The organism is Thermotoga maritima MSB8 (assembly GCF_000008545.1).
GTDB lineage: Bacteria > Thermotogota > Thermotogae > Thermotogales > Thermotogaceae > Thermotoga > Thermotoga maritima.
In genome coordinates this window covers 1,290,089-1,302,432 of sequence record NC_000853.1, presented here as the reverse complement: position 1 = coordinate 1,302,432, position 12,344 = coordinate 1,290,089, and the positions used below count along the sequence as shown (strand labels likewise).

The following is a 12,344-nucleotide window of genomic DNA, read 5'->3' as shown; positions in this document are numbered from 1 at the left end:
GCCGGCCCCCTCAGATAATAGCCTTCTCCGTTTCTTTATCGAAGGCGTGCATTCTCGTCATGTCGAGTACCAGATCGATTTTCTGTTCTTCTTTTGCCTGAGTCCTCGGGTTGACGGATGCCACAATCAAGTCGTCTCCGACTTTCACGTGGAGAATCGTTTCACTTCCGAGGGGTTCGACCACATCCACAACACCTGTGATCGTGTTCTCTGGTGAAGGTGCCAGTGCGAAGAGCTTGTCGTATATATCTTCAGGTCTGATACCGAAGATGATCTCCTTGTCGATGTAGTTTGCGAGCTTGTCTTCAAATTCCTTAGGCACCTTCACTTTGAAGCCAGATGCCTGGATCCAGAGGCCACCTTCTCCTCTCACGACTCTCGCGTTGACGAAATTCATTGGAGGGCTACCGATGAATCCGGCGACGAAGACGTTCGCTGGAGAGTTGTATATTTCGTGTGGAGTTCCTATCTGCTGGATTTCTCCGTCCTTCATGACAACGATCTTGTCAGCCATTGTCATCGCTTCCACCTGGTCGTGTGTCACGTAGATGATCGTTGCCTGGAGTCTGTGGTGGAGCTTCTTGAGCTCGCTTCTCATCTGCACTCTGAGTTTCGCGTCGAGGTTGGAGAGTGGTTCGTCGAAGAGGAAGACCTTCGGATTTCTCACGATGGCTCTTCCAACGGCGACCCTCTGCCTCTGACCACCTGAAAGCTGTCTCGGTTTTCTGTCGAGCAGGTTTTCTATTCCGAGGATTTTCGCAGCTTCACGTACTCTTCTGTCGATTTCGTCCTTTGGATATTTTCTCAGTTTCAAACCGAAGGCCATGTTTTCGTAGACGGTCATGTGTGGATACAGAGCGTAGTTCTGGAACACCATGGCGATGTCTCTGTCTTTTGGTTCGACGTCGTTCACAACCTTGCCGTCGATGTAGATCTTTCCATCTGTGATCTCCTCCAGTCCTGCGATCATCCTCAGAGTGGTCGTCTTTCCACAGCCGGATGGTCCAAGGAGAACCACGAACTCCTTGTCTTCGACGACGAGATTCGCGTTTTTCACAGCGACGACTTTGTTTTCGTAGACCTTGGTGACGTTTTCAAGGACAACCTGAGCCATTCTCACACCTCCTGTGAATCGTTGAATTCAAAATACCTTTTGAGCTCGAGATACTTCTCCACGTTCCCGATGTCCAGCAGATAAGTATCGAGGATCTCATCCATGAATTCCATGAGCTTTTTGTATTTCTCGTAGTCAATGACAGCAACCGCGGGTACACCGTTCTTTGTCACGACCACGTCTTTCGTTTTCGCTTCTTCGACAACCTGGGAGAACCGCGCTTTCGCGTCCGCAAGACTGTAAAAAGAAACCCTGCTCAGATCCATTTCATCACTCCCTGACTAGAATTATAGTCAAGTTTACAAAAAATTACAAGCCCTGTTTCGAACGAAAAAACGGGGATATCGAGAAATATCCCCGTTTATCAAAGAATATCATGCGATTTCTTAAAATTTCACACTGAAGTAGAACTCGTTCGTGTTCAGAACAAAGGTGAGATCGGTATTTCCCTTCTTTGCACGTGCCATGAATCCAAAAGAGACCTCATCTACGGCGGCTGAAACAAGAAGCTTGACATCCACGCCGTTTGTGAGTGTGAAGTTGAACCCTGTTCCTCCGGCGAGTTTCCAGTTGAGCAGTCCGGCTCCCAAAAAGAGAACGTTATCCGGATCTGAGATGCCAAAGAGAACCGTGTTGTTCAGAGCTCTGTACGCAAAAGAGGTGCCTCCCATGGAGAATTGACCGCTGTGGAACATGACGGTGTCCCTGGACATGTAGGCGAAGTTGTCGAGGGATAGTCTGTACCCACCGATCTTCACGATGTAGTCCTGTTTCAGGATAGCGTACCCACCCGATCTTCCGATGAAGAACTCGTAGTAGAGACTTCCGGGGAACGGAATCACATCTCTCTGATCGACGCAGAAGAAGACGTTCCAGCCGTTCCCAAAGGAAAGACCCGTCTTCAAAGTGACCTCTGAGGTTTTCACCTTGAGAAAACCGAGTTTCTGGTAGTTCGTCGCACTCTTCGAGAGGCTCACTCCCACACCCCATCCATCGTTGAAGGCTTCAAAAAAGAGTGTGTCACCGAATTTGACGTGATATCCATCGGACGTCCAGATGAAAGAGGCGGGAAGAACGACTCCCCCCACCACAAAAATAAAAAGAAGAGGAAGGAACTTTTTCAAAATATCACTCCCCCTCGAGGAGTTTTTGAATGATCCTGTTCGTGAGTTCCGGATTCGCTTTTCCTTTTGTCTCTCTCATCACGTATCCCACGAAAAACCCTGCCGCTTTCTTTTTGCCTGATTTGTAATCCTGAACGGCCTTTGGATTCTGTTCCATCGCCTTTTTCACCAGTTCCTCGATGAGTTTTTCGTCGTTGATCTGAGTCAAACCCTTTTCCTCCACGATCTGGGAGGGCATCTTTCCTGTTTCGAAGACTTCCGGGAATATCTCCTTTGCGATCTTTATGGAGATTTTTCCTTCGTCCATCAATTTGAAGAGATCAGCGAAGTGCTGAGGGGTCAGTTTTGACTCTGTGATTTCGATGTTTCTTTCGTTGAGTTCTCTCAGAACTTCCGTCATGATCCAGTTGCTGAGATCCTTCGGTCTGTTCACCACCTTCACACACTCTTCGAAGAACTCAGCGAGTTCTTTACTCGAGGTGAGCACCTTCGCGTCGTACTCCGGAAGGCCGTACTCTCTCATGAATCGCTCTGCCTTCTCGTCTGGAAGCTCTGGGAGTTCCTTTTTCACCTCTTCGAGATACTCGTCGGAGAGAACAACGGGCGGTATGTCCGGCTCCGGGAAGTACCTGTAGTCGCTCTCTTCTTCTTTTCCTCTCATGGAAACGGTGATCTTCGTGGCCATGTCCCAGCCTCTCGTCTCTCTTTCCACGTCTTCTCCTCTCTCCATCGCCTTCACAATTCGCTCGAACTCGTACTCCAAAGCCCTTTCGACGAACCTGAAAGAGTTCATGTTCTTCACTTCCACCCTGTTGCTCTGTCTTCCCGTTTCTGTGTCAACAACGGAGATGTTCGCGTCGCATCTGAGCGCTCCCTTTTCCATGTCTCCCGTGCTCACGCCGAGGTACCTCACGATGGATCTCAGCTTCTCCATGAAAACGCGAGCTTCTCTCGGAGAAGAAATATCGGGCTCTGTGACGATCTCGATGAGAGGAACACCGCATCTGTTCATATCGACCAGAGAGTAGCTCGCACGGGTGATGGAGTCCCCTTCGTGGACGAGTTTCCCAGCGTCTTCCTCGAGGTGGAGCCTTCTGATTCTGACTTTTTTCCTTCCTTCGTCTCCGTCTATCTCCAGGAAACCCTCGGTTGCGATCGGGTAGAAGTACTGGCTGATCTGGTATCCCTTGGGAAGGTCAGGATAGAAGTAGTTCTTTCTGTCGAATCTGGAATACTTGTGAATCTTGCAGTTCAACGCAAGGGCGGTCTTCACGGCGAACCTGATCATCTCTTCGTTGGGAACGGGAAGGGCCCCCGGCTGGCCGGTGCAGACGGGACAGATCGCCGTGTTCGGAGGAAGCTCGAAGACATCCGCCGGGCAGGAGCAGAACGCTTTTGTCTTCGTTGAAAGCTGAACGTGTATCTCAAGACCTATGACGGGTCTGTATCTCATGCTTTCACCTCCGGGAGCGGGAACATGCCGTTTTCGTTGTATGGGGAGTTCTTCTCTATGGCCCTCGCTATTCTGAAGACTTTCCCGTCCGCGAACCTTCTGCCTATCACCTGAACACCAACGGGGAGATTGTTTGAGAACCCGAACGGCACACTGATCGCGGGAAGTCCCGCGAGGTTTGCGGGTATCGTGAAGATGTCCATGAGGTAGTAGGTGAGAGGATCTTTTATCTCTCCGATCTTGAAGGCCGTCACCGGGGAGGTGGGAGTGAGGATCGCGTCGTACTGCGAGAGCACCTCGTTGAGCTCATCGGAGATCTTTCTCCTCACTTTCATGGCCTTGTTGAAATAGGCTTCGTAGTAGGCAGCGCTGAGGGTGAAGGTTCCGATCATGATCCTTCTTCTCACTTCCTCACCGAAGCCCACGTTTCTTGTCTTCATGTACATCTCCCTGAGGCCTTTCTCTTTTATCCTGAGGCCGTACTTCACACCGTCGAATCTGGCAAGGTTTGAACTCGCCTCGGCTGGAGCGATGACGTAGTAGGTGGCAACAGAGTACTTGATGTGGGGTATCTTCACTCTCTCCACCTTTGCACCGAGTCTCTCGAGAAGTTTCAGGGCCTCTTCGAATCTTTCCGAAACTCCTTCTTCTATATCGTGTTCGTAGATCTCTTCAGGAACGGCAAACTTCATGCCGGAGACTCCCTCTTCTATCTCCGAGAGGAAGTCCACCTTCCTGTTCACCGTCGTGGCATCGTTTTCGTCCCGGCCCGAGATGATCTCCATGAGGATTGCAGCGTCTCTTACGGTCTTTGTGATGGGTCCGATCTGGTCCAGAGAACTTGCAAACGCTACAAGACCGTACCTTGAGACGAGACCGTAGGTGGGCTTGTACCCAACAACACCGCACAGGGAAGCGGGCTGTCTCACAGAGCCTCCCGTGTCGCTTCCGAGTGCTGCCACCACCATTCCTGCAGAAACGGCCGCGGCAGAACCCCCACTGCTTCCGCCGGGAACCCTTTCCAGGTCCCAGGGGTTTCTTGTGGGAAAGAATGCGGATCTTTCGGTGCTCGAGCCCATCGCAAACTCATCGAGGTTTGCCTTCCCAACCACGACAAAGCCTGCTTCCTTCATCTTCTTCACCACTGTGGCATCGAAAACGGATTCGTAGTTTTCGAGTATCCTGGAGGCACAGGTCGTTCTCATGCCCAGTGTGAGAATGTTGTCCTTGATCGCAACTGGAATTCCCCAGAATTTTCCCTTCTTCTCAACGGAAACATTCTCTCTTACGGAGATGAACGCCTTCACGTGTGGATCGAGTCTTTTGATGGTTTCCAGGGAAAGTTGTGGGAGTTTCTCCCTTTCTTCTTCGGAAAGTTTCAGACACTCTTCTATTGTGAGTTTTCTGAAGTCCAAATCGATCACCTCCTCTCGTGGATTATAGCAGAAGTATGTTATAATTCTGTAACAAGAAATGTACCGGTTTGTCTTTGAGACGAATTTAACAGTTTTCTTCTGTTCTTAGCGGGTGATATTTCAACATTAAAATCTTGACATTCTACCATGTCAAGGTGTATAATGCAAAATGTGAAAATCTATATTTAACAATTTTTAACCCGGGAGGTGGATTTTATGAGAAAGAGAGCGGGTTTCACGTTGATTGAACTTCTGATCGTTATGGCAATCATCGCAGCCCTGATGGCAGTGTTGATCCCAACGGCAACGGGTGCGATGAGGAAAGCGAGGGCTACAAGGATAGCGGTTCAATTGAGAAACCTGGAGCAGGGAATCGAACAGTATCTGATGGCAACGTTGCCGGCAACGGAGGATGTTGATGGTAAGACTCTCACGAATTGGCGATCAGAACTGCAAGGTAAAGGTTTTGTTGATGACACCATTCTAACTGATCCTAATCTGGAGACGTTAACAACAAGTGCCACCAATAGTAACACACAAATTGAGATTAAGATCGTTTATAATACGAGAAGCGATAATTTGCCTGACCTCGTAGTGGGGGCTCTAAAAGAAACATACGGTAATGGTGTGTCGAAAGCAGATACTACTAAGGTACAAATTATAAAAACCATCGACGCCTTCTGGTGGTAAACACTCCCGCCTGAAAGAGAGAAAGCCCCCATCCGGGGGCTTTAAATCTTTTTGAGTGCCTGATCCAGATCTTCCACGAGCTTTTCTGGATCTCCGAGACCCACATGGATTCTTATCAGGTTCACGTCTTTTTTCGGGCAGTCTCCATAAGCCACCCTTGGAACAACAAGGTTCTCGTGACTTCCCCAGCTCACAGCCATCCTGAAAACCCTCAGACTTTCGACGAACTCTTTGACTTTCTCTGCGCTGTCCGTTTTCAGCCTGAAGCTCATCAGTCCTGAGCCACCGCTCATCTGAGAGGAAGCGAGTTCGTACTGCGGTGATCTTGGATTCATCGGGTAGTTCACCTCGAGGACCTTCGGGTGATCCATGAGGAAGTCAGACACCACAAGAGCGTTTTCGTAGTGCTTTTTCATACGGAGTTCCAGCGTTCTAAGACCTCTCAAGATGAGCCAGGCTTCTATGGGCGAGAGAACCGGTCCGATGTTTTTGTATTCATCCACGAAGATGTTCTTCATATCTTCGACGTCTCCTGCGATCACTCCTGCCATCACGTCTCCGTGTCCTGAGATGTACTTCGTCGCAGAGTGGACCACCACATCCACTCCCAGAAGCTTTGGTTTTTGAAAGATCGGCGACGCCCAGGTGTTGTCTATGACGGTTTTTATCTTGAGTTCTCCTGCCGCTTCTGTGACCTTTCTTATATCGATCACTTTCATTCTCATACTCGTGGGACTTTCGAGGTAGATGAGCTTCGTCTTCTTCGTGATGGCTTCGACTATTCTTTCCGCGTCGGGAGGAACGTAGCTGACTTCTATATCGAACTTCTTTGAAAGGTAGTTGAAGAACTTTTTCGCCCAGGAGTAAGCCTCGTCCACACACACGACGTGGTCTCCCGAGCTGAGGAAATGAAGGATGGAAAGCGAAATGGCGCTCATTCCAGAGGCAACGAGGCGGGCATCTTCACACTCTTCAAGCGCTGCGAGTTTCTTCTCCACCAGTCTCGTTGTGGGATTACTTCCTCTTTTGTAAACGAATTCGTAGTCTCCGTTTCTGAGGGCTTTCGACATCTCGTCGAAACTGTCGAAGTAGAAATTCGTCGTTTCGAAGATGGGAAACGACAGCGCCTTCAAAGGAATGTCTTCTTCTCCGTAAGAAAACAGAATGTCGTCTGTGTTCATGAGTAGGCCTCCTGTTGTGATTGTGTACCGCATCATATTTTACCTTATGTTCAGACTGTTTCAAAGACCCTTTTTCTGCCTCCCCAGTCCCTTCCTGGTTTCCTGCCGAGGAGCTCTATCATCTTCATCACGCAGGGAATACACGCAGTGTCCTTCTCGAAAACGCAGATCTTTCCAGGATAGAGCTGATAAAGCTGTCTGTAAGGAGAAGGAGTCCAGTTCGGCATGATGACGTTTGCACCGCATCTGAGGGTGATCTCTCTTCCTCCCGGAACGATCGTTCCCATGGCGGTGGTCGCCGGGATGTTCGAGTCTGGAAGAAGGATTCTTGTGAGCGCCACCATCTTCAGCGTGAGGGTGAAGTCTCCTTTCTTCTCGTTTGCAAGAGGTGTGTCTGGATGCGGAATGAACGGTCCTATTCCCACCATGTCGAAATCGTGCTCCTTCAGAAACAGGAGATCGTCGACCAGATCGTCTATCGTCTGTCCGGGGAGTCCCACCATAGAGCCCGCTCCCGTCTCGTATCCGAGTTCTTTCAACGTGAGAAGACAATTCAGTCTGTTCTCGAACGATGTATCGGGCCTGAGCTTTCTGTGAAGAACGGGATTCGCCGTCTCGTGTCTCAAAAGATACCTGTCCGCTCCCGCTTCTTTCCACTTTTCATAGTACTCTCTTGGCCACTCTCCAAGGCTCAGGGTGACGGCAACTCCCATCTTCTTTATTTCCTTCACGATGTCCGATATCACATCCGGCATGTAATAGGGGTCTTCACCGGATTGAAGGACGATCGTTTTCGCGCCGAACTGGACGGCGAGTCTTGCCCGTTCGACGATCTCTTCCGGAGTCATTCGGTATCTTTTCAAATTCTTGTTGTCTCTTCTCAGACCGCAGTAGAGACAGTTCTTTCTGCACACGTTCGAGAACTCTATGATTGCCCTGATGTGCACCTCGTCGCCCACGTACTTTCTTCTGATCTCGTCCGCGAGTTTGAAGAGAGCCTCGTTGAACCCCCTGTCGTTTATGGAAAGTGCCTCTTTCAGGACTTCTCTTGTGAACTCTCTTCTTTCAAGTTTTTCCAGAATTTCTCTACCGGTCATGATTCATCACTCCAGTTCATCCAGAATTTTCTGCAAAAGAGGGATCACTTCGTCTCTTTTGTCTTCCGGGAAATCTTCTGCGAAGACTCCGAACCTTTCGTTTTCGACGAGAAGCTCGGCGGGAAGGAACTTTTCCCTTCCCGCTTTGAGATCTCTGTAAAAGGACCATCTCTTTCCTATTTTCTCTGAGATCCAGATCTTGCAGTTGTATTTTTCCGCGATCTCTTCGAGGATCCTTTTAAAATCTGACATCCCTCTCACCGCGCTTTATCTTTTCGAGTCCCTCTCTCACTCTCTCTCTGATCTTTGGATTCATCTTCTGGAGTTCTCTTTCGATGACCTCTTCTCCCACTTTTCTCGTCTCCTCGGTCGCGTAGTCGCAGAGGTACTCCTGTAGTGTGAACAGGGCGTTCGGTGTGCAGAAGTTCTTCACGAAACCGGGAATCGCAAACTCCATGAAGTGCTCTCCCGTTCTACCAGCCCTGTAGCACGCGGTGCAGAATGACGGTACAAAACCTTCTTTCAGAAGGCTTCTCATCACCTGATCGAGGGGCCTTGGGTCTTCGAGCGTGAACTGTCTCTTTCTGTCTTCGTCGTCTTCCTTGTGAGAGTAAGCCCCGATTCCTATTCTGGAGCCGGCGTCTATCTGTGAGACACCAAGCTTTATCACCTCGTCTCTGAGTTTTGCGGGTTCTCTCGCGGTGAGAATCATTCCCGTGTACGGAACAGAAAGCCTTATGATGGCGACGAGCTTCTTGAAGTCTTCATCGCTCACGACGTGTTCCGGTTTCTGCGAATATGGTGTGTTTATCGCGGGTTTTATCCTCGGGAAGGAGATGGTGTGCGGTCCTACGCCGAATCTCTCTTCGAGGTGTATCGTGTGGTAAAGGAGACCCATCACTTCGAACTTCCAGTCGTAGAGGCCGAAGAGCGCTCCTATTCCAACGTCGTCGATTCCCGCCATCATCGCCCTGTCCAGACCGTAGAGCCTCCAGTTGTAGTTCGATTTCGGGCCTCTTGGGTGAAGCTTCAGGTAAGTTTCTCTGTGGTACGTTTCCTGAAAGATCTGGAAAGTGCCGATTCCCACGGACTTTATGATCTTGTAGCCTTCAATCGTTTGAGGTGCCGCGTTGACGTTCACGCGTCTGATCTCACCGTTTCCGTACTTCGTGTTGTAAACGATGTCGATCGTTCTTGCGATGAACTCAGGTGAGTAATTGGGGTGCTCTCCATAGACAACGATGAGCCTTTTGTGTCCCTGGGAAACGAGCGCTTTGACTTCTTCTTTCAACTGCTCTTCTGTGAGCGTTCTTCTTTCCACCACTTTGTTGGAAACTCTGAAACCGCAGTAAACACAGTCGTTTATACAATCGTTTCCTATGTAGAGTGGTGCAAAAAGAACGATTCTGTTTCCGTAGATTCTCTCTTTCAGAGTGCGGGCTGCTTCGAAGATCTCCTCCAGAAGCTCTGGATCTTCCACATTCAAAAGGGTGGCCGTCTCTTCCGGCTCGAGCCTGTTCTTGTCCAGCGACTTCTGGATGATCTCTCTCACCCTTGCAGGATCCGGGTTTTTCGTTTTCTCCAGAAGTTCAAATATCTTTTCTTCCGGTATGAAAGATCTGCTCTCTACACGCTCTTTCACAAACACATACATACACATCACCTCTTCAAAGGAACTGTTTTCACGCGAACACCGGAAATCTGGCCGAGCTTTCCGGAGAGGGCACCTATCGTGTCGTTGTCTGTTTTCAGAACGAGGAATATGATCGCCATGTTCTCTTCTCTGACGGGATAGCCGACTCTGAGCAGAATGTCTTCGGAGAAATTGTGAAGGAGTTCGTTCACCTGTCGGTAGGCTTTTTCCCGGTCTTCCACCACGATGGTGAGGATGTAGAATCTCTTCTCCAAAACGAAAACCCCCTCTCCACGTGCCGGGAGAGGGGTATACTTCCATCCATCCCCTCCCCCGGTGTCAGGATTTTCCCCTCCACCTCAGGAGGTTTGTGATTTTTCTCACTTTCTGTTCATATTATACCACCTTCTGAGAGTCACCACAACATCCCCAGCATCCACATCGGGATCACATTTCTAACGGGAAGATCGACATCGTCCCTTATCACGAAGTCACTCGATTTCTTTTTCTTGCTCTTTCCACCAACTTCTATCTTTATTCCTTCGAAAACGTAATCTCCTTCTTCTTCGTTTTTCACAGCGTATATTTTCCCGATCTCTTTCAATGCGAAGACAACGAAAGCCTCTCTGAAATTTCCAATTTCTCCCTCGAAAGCGTAGTACATGGCAGGATCAGATAAGAAGATCTTTTCCCCTTTTGAAAAGGGTTTTTCTACCCTTTTTTTCCGCACGATGTTCACAAGCTCTATTTCTTCCATTGTTTGTAGTAACTGATAAAACTTTTGTTTTCCAACACCCCATTCTCTGCACATGGATTCAACGTTTATCGTCGGTATCTTTGAATGGAGGAGGTGGCCGACGATTGCCTTCATGACCCCAAGGTGATTTTCTGTTACTGTACCAAGAAAGTGTGGTACATCGTAGTAGATCGCCTTTTGCAGGATGTTCATTAACTTCTCTCTGAAGTTACCTTCCACATAGAACGGTCTTGTTCCAGTCTCTCGATATTTTCTGAAGAGACTCATCAGGTCCACTTCTTTTAAAGCCTCGGCGGCGTAATCGATGGAGACCTCAAAGGGAGAACTCAGCTTCCTCAGAGTTTTTCCAGTTTCGAAGTGGATGAATTCTCTAAAAGACATCAGAGGCATTCTGATCAAAACGAATCTTCTCGAAAGATCTGATATTCCCTTTCTCAGGAGAACGGAACTGCTGTCACTCGTCCATATAACCTTGTCGGGAAAGCTATCGTAAAGAACCTTAAGGATGGTACTCCAGTTTTTCAGAAGGTGAACTTCGTCGATGATGATGCCCGGATAATTTTTCATTATCTCCTGAAAAAGATCGTGTAGTGGAACGTCCAGAAGGAGAATTTCATCTCCTGAAACATAAAGAAAACCGTGCTTTCTTGCCATCGACAGGAGAAAAGTGGTCTTACCCGCACCTCGTGGTCCGTAGAGAAGGATCGCCCTGTTTGTGAATCTCTTTTCCAGATCCTGGAAAAAGAGACGCATCTTTTTTGAAAGAAAACTGATCATTCTGTTCATCTGGAGATCCAATTTTTCGATGATCTCCTCGTACACAGTATGCACCTCCTCTGGAACGAATTATAGCACAAAACGTTCTCAAAAAGAACGATTTTTCGTAGAATTCTATTTTCCGTTCTGTTATAGAACGATAGTCTCACAAAATCGTTCTCTTTCAGAACGAAGAGTCGGCTTAACATTTCTTAACAAACCATGTGAAATCACACAAAGAAAACCTGGAAACTAAGAAGTGGTAAAATCCTGATGTGGAGGTGTCTCTTATGAAAAGGTTTGTGGTACTTCTTCTTTCATTAGTTTCGGTTTTTCTTGTGGCAGAAACGCTCGTCATCAAGGGTTCCAACACAGTCTTTCCCATCGCTCAGCTCTGGATCGAAGAGTTCAAAAAGCTCCACCCGGATCTTCAGGTGACTCTCGAAGGTGCGGGCTCTTCCACAGGAATCGCGGCGCTCTTCAACGGAACGACCGACATCGCCAACTCGAGCAGATGGCTCAAACCCTCTGAAATCGAGAGAATGAACAAGGAAGGAAAATACTTCATTCCTTTCCTCATCGCTTTCGACGGAATAGCGATCATTGTGAACAAGGACCTCGGCATCGACGACATCTCCATCGAAACTTTGAAGAAGATCTACACAGGAGAGATCCAGTACTGGTCACAGGTGAATCCAAATCTCCCGAAACAGAGAATCGTTGTTTACTCGAGAAACACCGCTTCTGGTACCTACGAAACGTTTGAAAACAAAGTCCTCGGTGGAGCGAGAATGGCTCCTTACGTGAGAATGGTCGAAAGTACCCAGCTTGAGGTAGAGAGTGTTTCCAAAAATCCGTACGCTATTGCTTATGTTGGTGTGGGATACGTCACAGACGATGTGAAAGTCCTGAAGGTGAACGGTATCTACCCGACGAAGGAAAACATTCTGAAAGGAAAATACCCGATAGCAAGACCTCTCTTCATGTTTGTCGATGCGACAAATGGATTTCCTGAGATGGGAAGCCTCGTCTTCGAGTACATCATGTTCGCCTTCTCGAAGAAAGGACAGGAGCTGGTTGAAAAGGCAGGTTACATAGCCGCTTACGGTCAGTGAGGAGGGATC

The 12,344-nt window shown here is 48.5% G+C and carries 13 protein-coding genes; 2 read left to right on the top strand and 11 right to left on the bottom strand.

The annotated features are described in order from the left end of the window. Positions 1–10: 10 nt before the first annotated feature. From TM_RS06480 to gatA, 5 genes are all read right to left on the bottom strand, one after another. The gene (locus tag TM_RS06480) at positions 11–1,114 is read right to left on the bottom strand and encodes an ABC transporter ATP-binding protein (RefSeq protein WP_004079960.1); all 1,104 of its coding nucleotides are present in this window, start codon (positions 1,112–1,114) and stop codon (positions 11–13) included. 2 nt (positions 1,115–1,116) lie between these two features. Continuing rightward, entirely contained in the window at positions 1,117–1,380 is a 264-nt protein-coding gene (locus tag TM_RS06475) for a type II toxin-antitoxin system Phd/YefM family antitoxin (RefSeq protein ID WP_004079961.1), read from the bottom strand. Between the two features lie 120 nt (positions 1,381–1,500). Continuing rightward, on the bottom strand, positions 1,501–2,238 hold the full coding sequence (locus tag TM_RS06470) for a hypothetical protein (RefSeq protein ID WP_004079962.1): 738 nt from the start codon (positions 2,236–2,238) through the stop codon (positions 1,501–1,503). A gap of 4 nt (positions 2,239–2,242) precedes the next feature. After that, on the bottom strand, positions 2,243–3,691 hold the full coding sequence (gene gatB, locus TM_RS06465; RefSeq protein ID WP_004079967.1) for an Asp-tRNA(Asn)/Glu-tRNA(Gln) amidotransferase subunit GatB: 1,449 nt from the start codon (positions 3,689–3,691) through the stop codon (positions 2,243–2,245). After that, the gene (gene gatA / locus TM_RS06460) at positions 3,688–5,106 is read right to left on the bottom strand and encodes an Asp-tRNA(Asn)/Glu-tRNA(Gln) amidotransferase subunit GatA (RefSeq protein WP_004079969.1); all 1,419 of its coding nucleotides are present in this window, start codon (positions 5,104–5,106) and stop codon (positions 3,688–3,690) included. Before gatA ends, gatB begins: the two co-directional genes overlap by 4 nt. 216 nt (positions 5,107–5,322) lie before the next feature. On the opposite strand from gatA, the gene TM_RS06455 reads away from it, so the two are divergent. Beyond that, positions 5,323–5,796, top strand: a complete 474-nt coding sequence (locus TM_RS06455; protein WP_004079971.1) for a type II secretion system protein — start codon at positions 5,323–5,325, stop codon at positions 5,794–5,796. Positions 5,797–5,837: 41 nt separating this feature from the next. Here the strand turns inward: TM_RS06455 and aar are convergent, their stop codons facing one another. From aar to TM_RS06425, 6 genes are all read right to left on the bottom strand, one after another. Beyond that, positions 5,838–6,977, bottom strand: a complete 1,140-nt coding sequence (gene aar, locus TM_RS06450) for a bifunctional L-alanine/L-glutamate racemase (RefSeq protein ID WP_004079973.1) — start codon at positions 6,975–6,977, stop codon at positions 5,838–5,840. A gap of 50 nt (positions 6,978–7,027) precedes the next feature. Beyond that, on the bottom strand, positions 7,028–8,074 hold the full coding sequence (gene hydE / locus TM_RS06445) for a [FeFe] hydrogenase H-cluster radical SAM maturase HydE (RefSeq protein ID WP_004079975.1): 1,047 nt from the start codon (positions 8,072–8,074) through the stop codon (positions 7,028–7,030). A gap of 6 nt (positions 8,075–8,080) precedes the next feature. Beyond that, the gene (locus TM_RS06440; RefSeq protein WP_004079977.1) at positions 8,081–8,326 is read right to left on the bottom strand and encodes a hypothetical protein; all 246 of its coding nucleotides are present in this window, start codon (positions 8,324–8,326) and stop codon (positions 8,081–8,083) included. Next, positions 8,313–9,728: a [FeFe] hydrogenase H-cluster radical SAM maturase HydG gene (gene hydG, locus TM_RS06435; RefSeq protein ID WP_004079985.1), complete on the bottom strand. Its 1,416-nt coding sequence runs from the start codon at positions 9,726–9,728 to the stop codon at positions 8,313–8,315. Before hydG ends, TM_RS06440 begins: the two co-directional genes overlap by 14 nt. A 5-nt stretch (positions 9,729–9,733) precedes the next feature. After that, positions 9,734–9,982 (bottom strand): TM1266 family iron-only hydrogenase system putative regulator, encoded by a 249-nt coding sequence (locus TM_RS06430; RefSeq protein ID WP_004079987.1) that lies wholly within the window; start codon positions 9,980–9,982, stop codon positions 9,734–9,736. Between the two features lie 140 nt (positions 9,983–10,122). Next, entirely contained in the window at positions 10,123–11,286 is a 1,164-nt protein-coding gene (locus TM_RS06425; protein ID WP_004079989.1) for an ATP-binding protein, read from the bottom strand. A 224-nt stretch (positions 11,287–11,510) separates the two neighbouring features. Here TM_RS06425 and TM_RS06420 point away from each other — a divergent pair, with 224 nt between their 5' ends. Then, positions 11,511–12,335, top strand: coding sequence for a phosphate ABC transporter substrate-binding protein PstS (locus TM_RS06420; RefSeq protein WP_004079990.1), 825 nt, complete (start codon positions 11,511–11,513; stop codon positions 12,333–12,335). Positions 12,336–12,344: the final 9 nt, after the last annotated feature.

Bases quoted from the DNA above. Each gene is read 5' to 3' on its own strand.
- hydG (WP_004079985.1), bottom strand. From the start codon at position 9,728: ATGTATGTGTTTGTGAAAGAGCGTGTAGAGAGCAGATCTTTCATACCG.
- TM_RS06440 (WP_004079977.1), bottom strand. From the start codon at position 8,326: ATGTCAGATTTTAAAAGGATCCTCGAAGAGATCGCGGAAAAATACAAC.
- TM_RS06480 (WP_004079960.1), bottom strand. From the start codon at position 1,114: ATGGCTCAGGTTGTCCTTGAAAACGTCACCAAGGTCTACGAAAACAAA.
- TM_RS06475 (WP_004079961.1), bottom strand. From the start codon at position 1,380: ATGGATCTGAGCAGGGTTTCTTTTTACAGTCTTGCGGACGCGAAAGCG.
- gatB (WP_004079967.1), bottom strand. From the start codon at position 3,691: ATGAGATACAGACCCGTCATAGGTCTTGAGATACACGTTCAGCTTTCA.
- hydE (WP_004079975.1), bottom strand. From the start codon at position 8,074: ATGACCGGTAGAGAAATTCTGGAAAAACTTGAAAGAAGAGAGTTCACA.
- aar (WP_004079973.1), bottom strand. From the start codon at position 6,977: ATGAACACAGACGACATTCTGTTTTCTTACGGAGAAGAAGACATTCCT.
- TM_RS06420 (WP_004079990.1), top strand. From the start codon at position 11,511: ATGAAAAGGTTTGTGGTACTTCTTCTTTCATTAGTTTCGGTTTTTCTT.
- TM_RS06455 (WP_004079971.1), top strand. From the start codon at position 5,323: ATGAGAAAGAGAGCGGGTTTCACGTTGATTGAACTTCTGATCGTTATG.